Annotated in this window: 16 protein-coding genes; 10 read left to right on the forward strand and 6 right to left on the reverse strand. The window is 41.1% G+C overall.

Features of this window, described 5'->3' with window-relative positions; all coding sequences use genetic code 11:
- The first annotated feature begins 184 nt into the window (after window positions 1–184).
- Together DQW11_RS04815 and DQW11_RS04820 are read left to right on the forward strand one after the other, a co-directional pair.
- Window positions 185–412 (forward strand): hypothetical protein, encoded by a 228-nt coding sequence (locus DQW11_RS04815; protein WP_113922833.1) that lies wholly within the window; start codon window positions 185–187, stop codon window positions 410–412.
- Window positions 413–504: 92 nt separating this feature from the next.
- Window positions 505–954, forward strand: coding sequence for a GNAT family N-acetyltransferase (locus DQW11_RS04820; RefSeq protein ID WP_113922834.1), 450 nt, complete (start codon window positions 505–507; stop codon window positions 952–954).
- A 129-nt stretch (window positions 955–1,083) separates the two neighbouring features.
- Here the strand turns inward: DQW11_RS04820 and DQW11_RS04825 are convergent, their stop codons facing one another.
- Together DQW11_RS04825 and DQW11_RS04830 are read right to left on the reverse strand one after the other, a co-directional pair.
- Window positions 1,084–3,882 (reverse strand): TonB-dependent receptor, encoded by a 2,799-nt coding sequence (locus DQW11_RS04825; RefSeq protein WP_113922835.1) that lies wholly within the window; start codon window positions 3,880–3,882, stop codon window positions 1,084–1,086.
- A 20-nt stretch (window positions 3,883–3,902) separates the two neighbouring features.
- On the reverse strand, window positions 3,903–4,994 hold the full coding sequence (locus DQW11_RS04830; RefSeq protein ID WP_113922836.1) for a phytase: 1,092 nt from the start codon (window positions 4,992–4,994) through the stop codon (window positions 3,903–3,905).
- A gap of 341 nt (window positions 4,995–5,335) precedes the next feature.
- On the opposite strand from DQW11_RS04830, the gene DQW11_RS04835 reads away from it, so the two are divergent.
- Window positions 5,336–5,809, forward strand: coding sequence for a LytR/AlgR family response regulator transcription factor (locus tag DQW11_RS04835; protein ID WP_113922837.1), 474 nt, complete (start codon window positions 5,336–5,338; stop codon window positions 5,807–5,809).
- A gap of 83 nt (window positions 5,810–5,892) precedes the next feature.
- Here the strand turns inward: DQW11_RS04835 and DQW11_RS04840 are convergent, their stop codons facing one another.
- From DQW11_RS04840 to DQW11_RS04855, 4 genes are all read right to left on the reverse strand, one after another.
- Entirely contained in the window at window positions 5,893–6,597 is a 705-nt protein-coding gene (locus DQW11_RS04840; RefSeq protein WP_113922838.1) for a tetratricopeptide repeat protein, read from the reverse strand.
- 11 nt (window positions 6,598–6,608) lie between these two features.
- Window positions 6,609–8,024 (reverse strand): CCA tRNA nucleotidyltransferase, encoded by a 1,416-nt coding sequence (locus DQW11_RS04845; RefSeq protein ID WP_113922839.1) that lies wholly within the window; start codon window positions 8,022–8,024, stop codon window positions 6,609–6,611.
- The gene (locus tag DQW11_RS04850) at window positions 8,021–8,494 is read right to left on the reverse strand and encodes a hypothetical protein (protein WP_113922840.1); all 474 of its coding nucleotides are present in this window, start codon (window positions 8,492–8,494) and stop codon (window positions 8,021–8,023) included. Before DQW11_RS04850 ends, DQW11_RS04845 begins: the two co-directional genes overlap by 4 nt.
- A 322-nt stretch (window positions 8,495–8,816) precedes the next feature.
- Window positions 8,817–9,497, reverse strand: coding sequence for an aspartate/glutamate racemase family protein (locus DQW11_RS04855; protein WP_113922841.1), 681 nt, complete (start codon window positions 9,495–9,497; stop codon window positions 8,817–8,819).
- Window positions 9,498–9,754: 257 nt separating this feature from the next.
- Between DQW11_RS04855 and DQW11_RS04860 the strand changes: the two genes are divergently transcribed.
- The 7 genes from DQW11_RS04860 (at window position 9,755) to dapB (ending at window position 17,181) form a co-directional block, all read left to right on the forward strand.
- Entirely contained in the window at window positions 9,755–11,377 is a 1,623-nt protein-coding gene (locus tag DQW11_RS04860) for a CTP synthase (protein ID WP_113923219.1), read from the forward strand.
- 101 nt (window positions 11,378–11,478) lie between these two features.
- Window positions 11,479–13,278, forward strand: a complete 1,800-nt coding sequence (gene yidC, locus DQW11_RS04865; RefSeq protein ID WP_113922842.1) for a membrane protein insertase YidC — start codon at window positions 11,479–11,481, stop codon at window positions 13,276–13,278.
- 158 nt (window positions 13,279–13,436) lie between these two features.
- On the forward strand, window positions 13,437–14,120 hold the full coding sequence (locus DQW11_RS04870) for a metal-dependent hydrolase (protein ID WP_198669843.1): 684 nt from the start codon (window positions 13,437–13,439) through the stop codon (window positions 14,118–14,120).
- 7 nt (window positions 14,121–14,127) lie between these two features.
- Window positions 14,128–14,907, forward strand: a complete 780-nt coding sequence (locus tag DQW11_RS04875; RefSeq protein WP_113922843.1) for a ParA family protein — start codon at window positions 14,128–14,130, stop codon at window positions 14,905–14,907.
- Between the two features lie 13 nt (window positions 14,908–14,920).
- Window positions 14,921–15,838: a ParB/RepB/Spo0J family partition protein gene (locus DQW11_RS04880; protein WP_113922844.1), complete on the forward strand. Its 918-nt coding sequence runs from the start codon at window positions 14,921–14,923 to the stop codon at window positions 15,836–15,838.
- 30 nt (window positions 15,839–15,868) lie between these two features.
- Window positions 15,869–16,453 (forward strand): DUF5683 domain-containing protein, encoded by a 585-nt coding sequence (locus tag DQW11_RS04885; RefSeq protein WP_317047867.1) that lies wholly within the window; start codon window positions 15,869–15,871, stop codon window positions 16,451–16,453.
- Between the two features lie 5 nt (window positions 16,454–16,458).
- Window positions 16,459–17,181, forward strand: a complete 723-nt coding sequence (gene dapB, locus DQW11_RS04890) for a 4-hydroxy-tetrahydrodipicolinate reductase (RefSeq protein ID WP_113922845.1) — start codon at window positions 16,459–16,461, stop codon at window positions 17,179–17,181.
- The last annotated feature ends 1 nt before the right edge of the window (window position 17,182 follow it).

A 17,182-nucleotide genomic window follows, 5' to 3' on the forward strand; every position in this document is an offset into this window, starting at 1 on the left:
GTAATGGCTAATTCAAATATACGTTTTAAACGGTTTTTTACACGAATTTTTCTACCAATTGTATTAGCCGTTAAATCCCCCATGCCAAGTTGATGCCAGTTACATGTTAAGGGAATGTTAAGTTTTTAAAATGGCGTGTTTTTCCTTTTTTGATTTCTTACATTGAATGTAAAACAACCACTTTATGGAAATTTTTTTTAGCATTCTTTTTTTATTGGTGACCTATTTTATGACTACACTCGGTGTGGTTCAGGGTTACATACCGGGAGGGTATAAAACAGTAAAAGAGAAAAACGGCAAAACCCACCAAATCATCAACTACGCAAAAATTTTGGGGATCAGCTTCATCATAGCTTCGGTATTTTCAGGAATGTTCTTTTACTTTTTCATTTACCCCAGCTACCAGTATTAAAAATGATTTTATCGTTCCTTTTTTAGAGATATCAATTTTTTTACCCATTTTAACGCATCGAAAATTCTTTCATTCTAATCCAAAAAAAATCCATGGACTATATTATCAGACCTTGCGAAGAAAAAGATTTAACCGACTTGGTAAAATTATGTGCTGCACATGCCGAGCATGAAAAATCAGACTATTCACCTGAAGGAAAAATCGAAGGACTCAGGGAAGCCATCTTAGGAAAAAACAAAAAACTGAACTGTTGGATTGTAGAAATCGATGGAAAAGCAGAGGGATTTACCACCTTCACGATTGATTTTTCTACTTGGGATGCCGCTCCATTTTTGTACATGGACTGTCTCTTTCTGAATGAAAAATGCAGAAGCACAGGAATAGGCGCAGAAATCATGCGCAGGATCCGGGAAGTAGCCAAAGAAAACAAATGCGTCAATATCCAATGGCAGACACCTGAATTCAATGTCCGGGCAATCAAGTTTTATGTTGGGCTTGGAAGTACCGGAAAGCAAAAAATGCGGTTCTTTTTGAAGCCTTAAAATGGGTTGTTTGGTTAATGGTTATTGGTTATTTGAGAAAGTCTTTAGGCTTATTTTAAATAGAAATTTTATAAAACAGAAAAACCTCCGGAAATCGGAGGTTTTTCTGTTTTATATCAAGAACAATGTTTAATCGAATAGATCAAACTTCACCCCGAAATTGATACGGGCATTGTAATATTCTTCTTGGGCAGTTCTTTCTCTGATTCCCTGATAGTACCTCAAAGGCTGATTGGTCAGGTTGTTTGCCTCTGCAAATACCCTCCAGTTTTTGGTGATGGCATACGATGCATTGACATCAAGGAATGTCTGACGGTCGTAATACAAATCTTCAAAATTGGAACCACCGACCTCGTCTATATAGCCACTTGCATGGTTGACAGATACCCTTAAAACAATTTTTTCAGTTTCAAATGACAAGGAAGCATTGAACATGTTTCTTGCTGTTCCCGGTAGTTTAAGTTCATCATCTTCTCTTCCTTCTATTCCTGATGTTCTTGAATCAGTAAAGGTATAGTTGGCAAAAATCCCTAGTCCTTTCCAGATACCCGGAAGAAAATCAAACTGTCTTTGGATGCTTGTTTCAAAACCATAGACATTAGCTGTTCCGCCGTTTTCAGGCTGCGTGAGTTCAATTAACTGACCAAACTGAGGATCGTTAACGTTCAATTGGGTGCTTTGGTAGATGAAATTATCAACGTCTTTGTAGAAACCACCTGCCGTAAATACACCAACTGACTTATAATAATTTTCAAACATCAAATCAAAATTCATTGATGTAGTCGGTACTAGGTTTGGGTTTCCTCTTTGTAAAGACTGGTTTTCAGGACTGAATATGGCAAAAGGAACCAAGTCAAAATAATTTGGTCTGGCGATGGTATTGGCCCAAGCAAGTCTCAAAATCCTGTTTTCATTGATATCATATTTGAAGTGGGCTCCCGGCATAAAATTGGAATAATTTTGAGTAACGGAAGCTGACTGGGTGAAAGTCTCCTCATCTTCATCAAACTCATAACCTCTGTATTCCAGGTTGGTGTTTTCCAATCTCAATCCAAAAATACCTGAAAGCTTGGAGTTGAACTGGTAATCTGTCATTACATAACCTGCCGTGATGGTCTCAGAGGCTTGATAGTTGCCTGTAATATATTCTGCAACAGCATCTTCATAATCAAACAAAGATTCATTCTTTAGATCTAATCCGCCCAAAAATTCTTTATCTACGAATCTGCCAGGAACATATTGGGGTCCATTTAGAAACACCCTGTCATTTTGAAAGCTATAAGGCAAAGAACCCAGATTATTTCCACCCGCACCCAAATCCACAATCGGATCATAGACATCGTATGAGTCTGTTCTTTCCTTGTATTTTGATCTTACCCTTCCGCCAAATTTCAAAATTCCTTTGTTAGCTGCATACGGCATGGTAAAATCCACCCTGCCGTTGAGGTCTTCTTCGAAAGTATTGTTATTGGATTCATAGATTTCATTGAGACCAAGTCCCAATGCATCATCTTCGTTGACTAGTGTAGTCAAAACTTTAAAAGGATCCCTGATGTCCAAAATAACATCTGCATTTCCCCTGTGAGTGATGTACCGCTCGTTTGGTCTGTCTTCTGAAGCTTTGGCATAAGTTCCGTTCCAGGTCATTTTCAATTTGTTAAAAACATGGCTACCTGAAAGCGTGGTGTTGATTACCCTTTGGTCTTCCAGACGTGCATTCTTAACCCTGTCATTATCAATCCCACCTTTTGTCTGAATGGCAGTTCTTCCACGCATCTGAAAAAGATTTGGAGCCAACGTGGTAAAATCTCCTGATTCAAAAGGCCTGTCAGTACGGTCAACTCTAAATCTGTATCTGTTTTCCCAATCATCCCTCCAATTGTACATGGTATTCAATACAATAGAATGGTTCTTATTGAAATCATAATCCAAAGCCAATGATGCTGACCTTCTTACCCTTTGTACATTATATTTTCGGATATCGAAATTATTTACAACAACAGGATTATTGGGATCATCAGTCTCCGCCCATTGAGCTTCATAATTGTCAGATCCGAAATTATGGTTATTGTAGGACCCTGAAAAAATCACTCCCAATTTGTCATTTGCAATCCTGTCCCCGATTATCAGACCACCTGTCCAGATAGGTTTATTTGTCAATAAATTGATGCCTGATGCTGCTGTACCCGAAACCCTGAGTCCGTTAGGAGCTTTTCTTGTCACAAGATTTACTGCACCGCCGATAGCATCTGCATCCATATCCGGAAGTACACTTTTATTGACCTCTATCGTCTGAATCATATCAGAAGGAATCAAATCCATCTGAATTCTTCTGTTATCACCTTCAGCTGAAGGAACTCTTTCTCCATTGATCATAACAGAATTCAACTCAGGTGCCATCCCACGGATGATGATGTTCCTGGCTTCCCCCTGGTCATTTTGCATGGTGATACCGGGAATCCTTTTTATAGCATCCCCGATATTGGCATCAGGGAATCTACCGATCTGATCTGCAGCGACGATGTTGGTGATGTTTGAATTTGTCTTTTGTTGGTTCAAAGCCCTGGCTTGGCCCTTAAGCCTATCTCCAAACACGATAACCTCACCACCTTCCAAAGCGCCCGGCATCATCTGGAATCGCATATCAAGCGTTTGCCCGTTTTGAATTGTGATTTCTTTTGTCAATGTGATGTAACCCAAATAGGACACAATTACCGTGTAATTTCCTGCCGGAACGCCCTGAATAATAAAGTCCCCAAGTTGATTTGTCACTGAACCTTTATTGGTTCCTTCCAAGATGATATTGGCACCCGGTAATGAGAGGTTTTGGTCATCGATGACCTTTCCCCTGAATGTTGCCTGGGCTAATAATTCACCTGAAAACAGGAGAAAGCCCAGCATCAAAATATATTGTAAACGTTTTTTCATATGATTTTTAGGTTGTTTTATTATTTTCTGAATTGAAGGATATCACCCGCAAGGTCTTCCCAGCGGTATATCTGAAATGTTTTATCGTCTGACATGGCCACAAAGAGACCTTTTATGAAAGTGCTGTTCAGGGGCAGACTGGTGACTTCGGAGCCATCGCTTGATACTGTAGAAGTTTTGATGATGGTGATCAGGTCATGTTGATGAGGATCGGATGGGGCGCCCTCTCTTGGGAAAACATGGAATTGGTTGACTTCCTGATCTGATACCAAGATGTAACCTGTAGTATCATCCAATTTGTAGATGGAGATTCCTTCATGATCTTGGTTGAATCCCTCTGTCGCAAAAAGTGCCAATTCGTCATTTCCCTTGGCCGGGTCGGCATGGTATTTTCTTACACCTACTCCCTCATCTGAATAGTAGATGAAGCCCAATTCATTGTCTACAGCAATGGCTTCGATTTCTTTTTTGCCACTGTAGTTTCCAAATTTTCGGACCAGCTCCAATGTGATTCCTGTCTCAGATCCTTTGATTTCATATTGCCACAAATAGGTCCCATCGGTTGGCCCTGTTTTCCTTCCTGCGATTACATAGTGCTTACCATTTGTCTTGTCATGATAGACGGCCACACCCATGAGATCCCGATACATTTCAGCCGTCTCTCCCTGATAGACTTCGATTCCTCCGACTTGGATTTCTTTCATATCGGGCAAAGAATAAAACCTCAATTTCGAAGTCATCCTTTCACCAGTCACGGCAAAATCCACAGTTTTGTCTCCCATTTTCAATCCATAAGCGACATCAACATTGTTGGGCCTTTGTAGTCCTCTGACAATCAGAGAATCTATTTTTTTACCAAAGAGATCGAATACATAAAGCGCACCTTCGGCATCTTTGTCTGTTCCGAGGATAAGACTTTTGGAAGGATCTGTAGGATGTATCCAAATGGCCGGGTCATCGGTATCATGGATAACGGAATCTGTCACAAATACCGGTTTTACGATTTCTGTTAACTCCACAGTATGGCCTTCATTTGAGTCAGAAGCTCTTTGGCAAGAGGAAATCAAGAGAGTTATAATAAGAAGTAAAAAAGGGGTAAATCTCTGAATCATATTGCGGTCTTTTTTGATGCCAAAACTAAGGAGCGATCAAGGACTTACCCATAAAATTGTATTATCAAAAAAGTAACATTTGAAGAACAAAATGTTAATTCCAAAATATTAAAGGATAAAAAAAAATTTTATAAATTACTGATTTATAATGTTTTAACTAATATTAAGAGAAAATTGACCGAAAAATAATGGTAAAAAACAAATAACATTTCATTCACATTATGACTATCAAGAACGCTTCGAAATGCTAAAAAATACACCTTTTGGGGTATGGGTTTCGGGAATTATTTTCTGGAGTTTTAAATCATAAAAAACTACAGGTTTTTTAAACCCTTTCCATTATGGCAACCGATTTACAATTTTCATTGGAACATGAAAATAACCTTTTATTCAATCACAAAGTCATCAGACTAAATGCCTTCAAAATCGAGGAGTCTGTTAAAAAACCTACTCTACGCAAATCCGGAGATTACCTCCAAGAACGAATTGCCATCCCGACGTTGGAAGGTCATGAGATTTTCTTTGTTTCCAAAATCATCAGGTGTGAAGCTGACGGAAACTACTCCAAAATCATCTATGCTGAAAATGACTTCCCCATCATAGTCTCCAGACAACTTAAATGTCTTGAATCTGTACTATCCAAAAACGGTTTTCTAAGAATCCATCATTCCCATTTGATCAATCCCTTTTTTATAAAAAAAATCCTGAAAACCGATGGAGGACAGGTAGAAATGGAAGATGGAACCAAGATCCGGATCTCCAAGAATAAGGAAGAAATGATGCAAATCCTTTTCAACTCCATCGAAAAAATCTAATCAAGCAATGAATATGGGAAAAACAACAAAGCCAAATATCACTATTTGGCTTTGTTGTTTTTGGTAATGTCAATGAAGCGCCCTTATAATTTATTGGCTTCTTTTAGGTTTTCGATGGCAAGCTCAAAATCCGGTTGGACTTCCAAAGCCTGATTTAAAGCCGCAATAGCTTCTGCTTTATTTTTTTGGTACATATAGACCATTCCTTTTAGGTTAAGCGCTGCTGCCTTGAGGGTTACTTCCTGAGTGGTGTTGTCGGCTTTTGGAAAGCCAACCTTTTCTTCAGAAGCTTTTGGCGCCTTGACCAACATATTGATGGAATTCAATGCCTCATCCTGTCTGTTCAGTGAATATTGCATGTAAGCGGTTTTGTACAGACTGAAGAGATTATTGGTCAGCAGGTAATGTCTTTCAAAATTTGGAAGTGCCTTATCCAAAGCTCCCAACTGCTCCAATGAATTGGCAGCAACTTCAAGGGCAACAAGGCTTTTGTCGTTCATTTCCAGGATATCCAAAGCAGATACGGCTGCCGATGTATATTGTCCTGCCTCAAAATAAAGCGAAGTCAAAGTTTCCGGATAAGTGATGTTGGTCGGATTTCTTTCAATCAATTCAAAAAGTTTTGTTCTGGCGACCGCCAGGTCATTGTATCGCAAAGCCAATTGGTAAATCTTCTTGTCAATTTCGTTTCTTTTTTGGTTTGTTTCTGTTTCTACAGGTTTGTCTTGGGCTAAGACCGAAGTGACCATTACAAGCATGAAGGCCACCGTCATCATTATTTTATTCATTCTTTCTATTGTTAAATCGTTGTTAATCCTTTAGTGGCGGCTAATTTATATAATAAGTCCATAGCTTCAGCTTTATTGTTTTGAATTTGTCCCTCCAAAATCGCCTCCTTGATTTCCTCTTTCAGTTCACCCACTACTTTTGAAGGCCGCAGGTCAAATAAAGCCATGATTTCTTCTCCTGATACAGGCGGTTGAAAATTCCGGACTTGGTCATTTTCCTCAACTTCCTTCATTTTTTCTTCCACCTTATCAAAATTGGCCAAAAACCGCTGCACTTTGCTGTTGTTTTTGGAAGTTATATCTGCGCGGCAGAGTTTCATCAAGTCTTCAATATCATTACCTGCATCGAAAAGCAGTCTCCTTACCGCAGAGTCAGTGACTTTCTCAGAAACCAAGGAAATAGGTCTGAGATGCAACCTCACTAGCTTTTGGACATACTTCATGCGGTCATCCATCGGAAGTTTCATCCTGCGGAAAATCCCCGGAACCATCCTTGAACCTTTGTCTTCATGGCCATGAAAGGTCCATCCGACTTTCTCATTGAACCGCTTGGTGGCAGGCTTCGCAATGTCGTGCATGATGGCTGCCCATCTCAACCAAAGGTCTTCCGACATTTGGGATACATTATCCAAGACCTGAAGGGTATGGTAAAAGTTGTCCTTGTGTGATTTATCGCCTACCGAGTCTACGCCCTGCAGCTCTACCATTTCTGGGAAAATTTCCTGAAGGAGTTTGCTCACAAACAGCAACTTGAAACCGTAAGAAGGCTTTTCTGTCAAAATAATTTTGTTGAGTTCATCAATGATCCGCTCGGCGGAAACAATCTGAATCCTGTGCGCATCGTGGACTATCCCAAGAAAAGTATCCGGTTCGATGTCAAACTTCAGTTGTGTGGCAAAACGAATCGCCCGCATCATCCTGAGCGGGTCATCCGAAAAAGTGATAATCGGATCTGTTGGCGTTCTGATTGTTTTCCTTTTGATATCCCCCATTCCATCAAATGGATCAATCAATTCTCCATAATTATGGGAATTGACAGATATCGCCATGGCATTGATGGTAAAGTCTCGACGCTCCTGATCTTCCTGAAGGGTTCCATCCTCCACAATAGGTTTTCTGGAATCGTGCCGGTAAGATTCTCGCCTTGCTCCTACAAATTCAACTTCCCAATCTTCCAAACGGATATTTGCAGTGCCAAAATTCTTGAAAACAGAAAGCGGAACATGCTCCTCAAAACTGTCAGCAACAGCTTTTGCCAAGGAAATGCCACTGCCAACGCAGACAAAATCAATGTCCTTGCTAGGTCTTTTCAATATCAGGTCACGGACGTACCCACCGACCACGTAGGTTTCCAAGCCAAGTTCATCGGCTATACGCCCAACACGGCTGAATATTTCTAACTGGTCTAAATGGGCTTTGAAATTCATGCTCTAATAATTTTGACGTCCCCATCAGGGCTCAAAAACATTTCTTTGGTACCTGCACTCAAAAGTGGAAAAAAGTCCTCTGTCACCATATCGCATTCTTTGGATTTACTAAACTGAAGAATCAAAGGCTGGGAAAAAGCAAATATCAGCTTGTTCCAAAATTCCTTCCTGATGACAGAGAATTTGACTTTTCCATCAATAATGGGTCCGTTTTTTAAAATCCTGTTGACAGGAGTATGGTAAATCGTCGGCTTAGTGGCATACTCAATGATATCCAAAGACACCTCCGAAAACTGCTCCGCGACATTTCTGATCTGAAATACATCAAAAAATAGAAAAATGCCTTCCTGATCGTCTTTTGCTGCATCCCATCGCTGAGGGGCAACCAATTCCAAAACGGTACCATGACCGTCTTTGATCTTGATTCTTCCCTTTTCTTTGAGGATATTGACTGCATCTTTGATTTCCATTCCGATTCTTTTGCTTCAAAAATAAGGCAGATTATTGGAAGGAATGCTAAAGAGGATTACAAAGTTTATAATTGGTGGCGAATTCTGACCATATTCTGGTTTTGATCTCACGCAAAAACGCTAAAGCGCAAAAAAAAAGGAGGAAGAATCTTTGATTTTCCTGCTATCCTGCTTTTCCAGAAGCTGGATTTAATTCTCTCGCAAAGACGCCAAAGAGAAAAAGATAAATACTCTCCGCTATCCCTCATCTCCAGAAGCATAGTTATCCTGCTTCTCTAGAAGCTTTATCAAGAAAATTTCTAATTTTCAGAAGCCATTTTATTCAGCTAAAAATAAAATCCACAGCCAACTCAGCATGCAGCTGGGTAGTGGAAATCAAGGGAAAATCCGTTTCCTCCTGATTGATCAACAGCGGCAATTCGGTACATCCCATGATCATTCCTTCTGCTCCTTTTTCTTGGAGAAGTCTCATTTGTTCCCAATAGAAAGCCTTTGCTTCATCGGTAAACTTTCCAAGTGTCAACTCCTTGGAGACGTAATAATGCGATTTGTCCAAGTATACGGCGTCAGGAATGATAGTATCAATGTCAAAATGGGTTTTGAGGTACTTTGGAATGAAATCACCCGTCATCGTCGGTTTGTTCCCCAACAGACCCAGGGTTTTCAAACCTTGTTTTTGGGCGCTTTTGCCGATCGCATCTGCGATGTGGAGAATAGGGATATTGATCTTTGGCTGTACAAAATCATAAACCATGTGTGGGGTATTCGCACAGATGATGATTCCTTCTGCTCCACCTGCCTCAAGCTTCTGAGCAATTTTGAGGTAAGTTTTGTTGATCAAGTCTTTGTCCTGTTCCCGCATCAGTTGGATATTTTGACTGTAAATCAACATAAGCGGGTTTTGGTCGTGACCCATCCTTTCACCGGCAAGTTCATTGATCAATTTGTAGTATTCGATGGTGGAGTGCCAGGAAGTCCCTCCAATCAGTCCGAGTAGTTTCATGATGGGAAAGTAAGTTTTTTGTAAGTGAGGCTCTGTGAGGAAAGGTACATTACTATACTCGGTTGGATTTAATGAATCCTGCAAAGACTTTGAGACGTAATGAAAAACACCAACCAAACCTTTTTCCCATCCTAAAATCCCACCCCCAAAACACTTCTTTATTTTTTTCCTTTAGACACCTCACCTCCAAATCAAATTTTTCTCCTACCTTTGAATCCCATAAGAATCCAAACAATATTCTCCATCCTACCCTTCTTATGGGCTCAACCACCAAATATATCTTTATCACCGGAGGCGTTACCTCCTCCCTCGGGAAAGGCATTATCGCCGCTTCTTTGGCCAAACTCTTGCAGGCTAGGGGCTTTAGCGCTACCATCCAAAAATTCGACCCTTACCTCAATATCGATCCGGGAACACTCAACCCCTATGAACACGGCGAATGTTATGTCACCGAAGACGGGGCAGAAACGGACCTTGATTTGGGTCATTATGAGCGGTTTCTGAACACACCGACCTCACAGGCCAACAACATCACGACGGGAAGAATCTACAACAACGTCATCACCAAAGAGAGAAAAGGAGAATATTTGGGAAAAACTGTTCAGGTTATCCCCCACATCACGGATGAGATCAAAAGGAATTTCTTCAAACTTGGTGAAGAAGGCAAATACGATGTTGTCATCACCGAAATAGGAGGCTGCGTCGGTGACATCGAATCACTTCCCTTCATCGAAGCCGTAAGACAGGCCAAATGGGATATCGGTCCAAACAATATCCTTGTTGTCCATCTCACATTGATCCCCTACTTGGCAGCTGCCAAAGAACTTAAAACCAAACCCACCCAACATTCAGTAAAACAACTTTTGGAAGCAGGTATTCAGCCTGACATTTTGGTTTGCAGGACAGAACACCACCTTCCTTTGGAAGTGAAAAAGAAATTGGCGCTGTTTTGCAACGTGCAATTGAACTGTGTCATTGAGGCCATGGATGCGGAAACCATCTATGATGTTCCTCTGCTCATGAAAAAGGAAAAGCTCGACGAAAGGGTCATGAGCAAACTCAAGCTGACTTCCAAAGTGAATACTGATTTGGAACAGTGGAAAGACTTTTTGGGAAGGTTAAAAAACCCTACGCAGGAAGTGAATATCGGCCTGATCGGAAAATATGTTTCCCTTCCCGATGCTTATAAATCAATCATTGAGGCTTTTGTCCATGCCGGAGCGGCCTGCGAATGCAAGGTCCACCTGACTTTGATTTCTTCTGAAGAATTACTTCCCGAAAACGTAGCCAAAAAACTGGAACACCTTGACGGGATTCTGGTGGCTCCCGGATTTGGCGAAAGAGGACTTGAAGGAAAGATAGAAACTGTTAAATTTGCCCGCGAAAACAAATTACCCTTTTTTGGAATTTGTCTTGGGATGCAGGTTGCAGTGATCGAATTTGCCAGAAATGTGCTCGGCCTCAAAGGCGCCAACAGTACCGAAATGGACCCAAATACCCCACATCCGGTTATTGATCTGATGGCTGACCAAAAGAATATTGAAATGAAGGGAGGCACCATGAGATTGGGTTCTTACCCTTGCGAACTCCGAAAAGGAAGCAAGGCTGCCCAAGCTTACGGCAAAGCTAAAGTCAAGGAAAGACACAGACACAGGTATGAATTCAATAACAAGTACCTGAAACAAATAGAGGAAAAAGGAATGATTCCTTCAGGGATCAATCCTGAAAGCCAATTGGTTGAAATAATAGAACTTAAAAACCATCCCTGGTTTTTGGGAACACAGTTTCATCCTGAATATAAAAGTACTGTTATGAATCCCCATCCGTTGTTTGTGAAATTCGTAACAGCTACTATTGACAACAAAAAATCAAATATTTGAATACCAGCCTAAATTAAGAAACAGGTAACACGAGGTAAAAAGGGAATCTCCTTGATACTTTCTGTTACCTTTACTTTTCAAAAGGCATATAAAGTAACAATATGGACAGAAACCAAGCGGCAGGCTTAATCTTATTTGCGGCAGTATTGCTGATTTATTCGATTTTCTTTGCTACCACCCCCGAACCACTCCCGGAAGAATCAAACACAGTCACTCAGACAATCCCTCAGGAATCCTCTGATGTCGATACCCTTGCCCAAGAAATTATCCAACCTGATAGCATACAGGACCTGATTGCACAGCGCCAGTTTGGGGTTTTTGCCCCGATGACAAAAGGTACAGCAGAAGAAATTGTCCTTGAAAACGATAAAATTTCAGTCACTTTCTCCACCAAAGGTGCCGAAATCACCAAAGTGGAACTGAAGGAATTCAAAACCTGGGATCAGAGACCATTGGTATTATTGGACAATGAAAGCTCCGACTTGAGCTTCTCCATACAGACTGAAAAAGGTCCTTTGAGCTTAAATGATTTTTACTTCAACCCTACAGCATCCACTGTGGATGTGGAAGGAAATCCGGTTTCTATAATCACCTTTATCGCAAAAGCAGGAACCGGTTCGATCACACGCACCTATTCTTTGGCAGAAGGTGGCTATGTTTTGGACAAATCCCTGGAGTTTGCCGGACTTTCCAACAGTCTGAAAGACACGACCATTTTGGTCAATTGGGATGCCAAGCTGATCCGTCAGGAACAGGACATAGAGGAGTCAAGGAGAAAGACCAATATCAATTTCTTTACTGCGGAAGAAAGCTATGATTATTTGAGTACAACCTCAGAGACAGATGATGCGGATGTTCAGGAACCGTTGAAATGGGTAAGTTTCAGCCAAAGGTTTTTCACCACAGGTATCATTGCATCCAATAACTTCAGTTCAGCCAAGTTCAACCAACAGACCCCGCAAGACACCCTTTCGATCAAAAATGTGCAGGCTGCCATGGTCTTGCCTTTGGACAACAACAAGGTGGATTTGAGCTATTATTTTGGTCCAAACAGGTACAATACCCTGAAAAAAATCACTCCGGGTTTTGAGAAAAACGTGGACATGGGTTATTTCTTTGTCAGTTGGGTCAATAAATACATCATAGTAAACCTTTTCCAGTTCCTTGAAAAGTATTTTACCAACTACGGTATCATCATTATCATTATTGTATTGATCATCAAGGTTGCCTTGACACCGCTGACCTACAAGTCTTATATCGGGATGGCAAAAATGAGGGTGATCAAACCTGAAATCGACGAGCTCAAGGCAAAGTATCCTGACGACCCTACCAAGATGCAGCAGGAACAGATGAAGCTCTTCGGGCAATTGGGCGTAAGCCCCATATCGGGATGTCTTCCTTTGCTATTCCAGATGCCGTTCCTGTTTGCGATGTTCTTTTTCTTCCCAAATGCTATTGAACTCCGTCAGCAATCGTTCCTTTGGGCACATGACCTATCTACTTATGATTCCATTTTGAGGTTACCGTTTACGATTCCTTTCTATGGGTCACACGTGAGTTTGTTCACAATATTGATGACGGTATCGCAGATAGCCTATACGCACTTCAATAACCAACTTACAGCTCAGACAGGACCGATGAAGAACCTCGGCTATATCATGCCGGTGGTGTTCATGTTTGTCTTGAACTCCTTCCCTGCGGCGTTAAGTTTCTATTATTTTGTTTCCAACATGGTAACTTTCGGACAACAGGCACTGATCAAATTGTTTGTGGATGATGCCAAAATCAGAGAGAAAATTGAGCAGAACAAAGTGAAAAACGTGGACAAGAAAAAGTCAAAATTTCAGCAAAAGCTTGAAGATGCCATGAAAGCGGCAGACGCTAATAAGAAAACCAAATAACAAAAGGGACCCAAACGGGTCTCTTTTGTTTTTATGTCTTTTCCTTTAAACCTCAGACTATTAACATTTTCAGATAGGTACTGTGGATAACAATTCATTTCAAGGAAATATTTAAATGATATATTTGTAAATAGAGCAAAAAAATCATTCTCGCAACCATGATCAAACTGACCTATTTTGGACATTCGTCCTATCTTGTGGAAATCAACGATACCAAAATCCTTTTTGACCCATTTATCAGCCCCAATTCCAAAGCATCAAAAATAGATGTCTCTTCTATCAAAGCAGATTATGTATTGCTCAGTCATGGTCACGAAGACCATGTGGCAGATGCTGAATCCATCACCAAAGCCAATAATGCTATGTTGGTCTCCAATTATGAGATAGCGGTTTGGTTTGCCCAAAAAGGTGTCGAAAAATACCACCCTATGAATATTGGGGGAAGCAAGGTTTTTGATTTTGGAAGGGTAAAATATGTGAACGCTGTTCACAGCAGCACGTTACCTGATGGCGCATCAGGAGGCTATCCCGGCGGATTTGTCATCAAACATGATTCAGGATGCTTTTATTATGCAGGAGATACGGCTCTAACCTACGATATGAAGTTGATCGCGGAGGAATTTAAAATAGACTTTGCCATCCTTCCCATCGGGGATAATTTCACAATGGATATCCAAGACGCCATCAAGGCAGCCGATTTTGTAGGAACAAAAAAAATTGTGGGGATGCATTACAACACCTTCCCTTACATTGAAATAGATTTGGAAGCTGCAAAAAAAGCAGTTTCAGAAGCAGGAAAAGAATTGATTTTGATTAATATTGGTGACAGTATTACGCTCTAAACTATTTATGGGAAAAGTTATCGCAATTGCTAACCAAAAAGGAGGCGTAGGAAAAACTACTACTGCCATGAATCTGGCGGCAAGTCTCGCAGTTTTGGAATTCAAAACCTTGGTAATAGATGCAGATCCGCAGGCAAATACCACCTCCGGTCTTGGCCACGACCCAAAAGAAATAGATACCAGTATATATGAGTGTATGGTGGACGGCATTGACATCCACACCATCATCCTCAAAACAGAAATAGAAAATCTTGAGCTGGTCCCCTCCCACATCGACTTGGTAGGTGCGGAAGTAGAGATGATCAATCTCGAAAACAGGGAAGAGAAAATGAAATCAGTCATCCATCTCGTCAAAGACAAGTATGACTTCGTGATCATTGACTGTTCGCCTTCTTTGGGTTTAATTACCATCAATGCATTGACAGCCGCCAATTCTGTAATTATCCCTGTTCAGTGCGAATACTTCGCCTTGGAAGGTTTGGGTAAATTGCTCAATACCATAAAAATCATTCAGACCAGGCTTAATCCTGATCTAGAAATCGAAGGAATCCTCCTCACCATGTACGATGTGAGGCTGAGACTTTCCAATCAGGTCGTCGATGAGGTAAGAATGCATTTCAAAAACCTGGTATTTGAAACCATCATCCCCAGAAACGTACGCTTGAGTGAATCCCCAAGCTTCGGTCTTCCTGTGATTGCCTTTGATGCAGAAGGAAAAGGAGCCGTTGCTTACCTCAACCTTGCCCATGAAATAGCTGTTAAAAACGGCAAGGAGAAAGTTAACTGACCGAATACATACTATGACTGATAAAAAACCTACACCAAAGAAAAGCGCGCTTGGAAAAGGATTGGGAGCTTTGCTGCAGGATTCCCCTCAAAAAAACAAAAGTGAATCCCTCATGCCTTCTTATCCGACGGCAGGGATTTTTGAGATTTCCCTTAGTGAAATCCAGGTAAATCCTTACCAACCTAGGACGCACTTTGATAAGGATGCCCTGAAGGAACTTGCAGATTCCATTTTGACTCAAGGTATCATCCAACCGATTACGGTCAGGAAGCTGGATGACAATGAATACCAACTTATCTCGGGGGAAAGAAGATTTCAGGCTTCAAAGATGGCAGGACTGAATAAAATCCCTGCATACATCAGAACAGCAAATGACCAGCAAATGCTGGAAATGGCTTTAATTGAAAATATCCAGAGGGAAAATCTCAATTCCCTGGAAATTGCCCATTCCTATCAAAGACTTTTGGCCGAATGTAACCTCAAGCAGGAAGAACTCGGCGAGCGTGTGGGAAAAAACAGAACCACAGTAAACAATTACCTGAGGCTGCTTAAACTTCCTCCTGATATTCAAGCCGGATTAAGAGACAACAAAATCTCCATGGGACATGCGAGGGCTTTGATCAACGTAGAGAGCATCGACAAGCAACTAGCCATCTTCAAAAAAGCCATTCAGGACGAACTTAGCGTCCGTCAGGTCGAGGCCTTGGTGAAATCCATCAACGGAGAGCGGGAAGAAAAGGAAAACAAAAAAAATTCCCCATTTGATCCTGTCAGGAAATACGAAATCACCAAGATCCAACAGAGGCTTGCCAGTCATTTTGGGACAAAAGTGAACCTTAAATCGGATGCCAAAAACAAGGGAGAAATCAAAATCCCCTTTCATTCTTCCGAAGACCTGAACAGAATCCTGGAAATTTTGGAGATCATCTAAGTCTTGGAAAAGAAAACAAAAAACTGGCTTTTGAGTGTAACACCCAAAGCAATGATAAGCCCATTTATCATTGCTGTTTTTGTTTTATTGCCCTATTGTGACTTGACCGCCCAAACAATGATCACCGGTACGGATACTGTCAAGGTGGACTACACGGATCCTGCCATCAAAAATCCTAAAAAAGCGACCATTTTATCAGCAATCTTACCCGGTGCGGGTCAGGTTTATAATGGAAAACCATGGAAAGTGCCGATCATTTATGCCGGATTTGCTGCTAACATCTATTTCATAGAATACAATAACAGGCGGTATGAACTCTTCAAAGAAGCACTTGCCATCTTTGACGAAGACCCTAAAGACCCCGAACAGCCATTTCCAAGTCTGAACCGTGACGGATTGGTCAGGAATGTCAATTATTGGAAAAGAAACCGGGATTTGAATTACTTCCTGTTTATTGGTATTTATGCACTCAATATCATCGATGCCAACGTGGATGCACATTTATCGGCATTTGACGTGAGTGATGACCTGACTTTCCGGTTTGAACCGAGTTATGAATCCCTGAGTGCCGGAGGAGGCAATATCATGGGACTTTCTTTAAAAATAAACTTCTGATTAAAATGAATATTCTTCTACTTGGTTACGGGAAAATGGGAAAGATCATCGGCGATATTGCCGAATCCCGAGGCCACCATATTGCCGGAAAAATAAATATTGACAACCGACAGGACTTGGATTTATTGGACATATCCCAAATCGACGTGGCTATTGAATTTAGCACTCCAGAATCTGCAGTAGAAAATATCAGTTGGGCAATCGAGCGTGGGATTCCTGTTGTCTCAGGCACTACGGGATGGCTAGCCAATAAACCCATGGTCGAGCAATTGACCCTACAGTACAATTCGGCTTTTTTTTATGCCTCCAATTTCAGTATTGGCGTCAATGTTTTCTTCAAAGTCAACCGATTTTTGGCCTCTCTGATGAAAGACCAGCCAGAATATAAGGTCAGTTTGGAAGAAATCCACCATACTGAAAAAAAAGATGCGCCGAGTGGTACCGCGATCACTCTTGCCGAAGGGATAATCAAGGAAATTCCCCGGATTGAAAACTGGACACCTGCAGGTGAATTGAACGAAAACGAACAATCTTTATCCATTACCTCAAAGCGCATAGACCCCGCGCCGGGGACCCATGTTGTAAGATATCAGTCTGATATTGACGATATTGAAATCGTCCATACAGCCCATAGCCGCAAAGGTTTTGCTCTTGGTGCGGTTTTGGTGGCGGAATGGATAAAAAATAAAAAAGGCGTATTATCAATGGACGAATTCCTATCTTTCTGAA

This window comes from Cognataquiflexum aquatile (assembly GCF_003316845.1).
GTDB lineage: Bacteria > Bacteroidota > Bacteroidia > Cytophagales > Cyclobacteriaceae > Cognataquiflexum > Cognataquiflexum aquatile.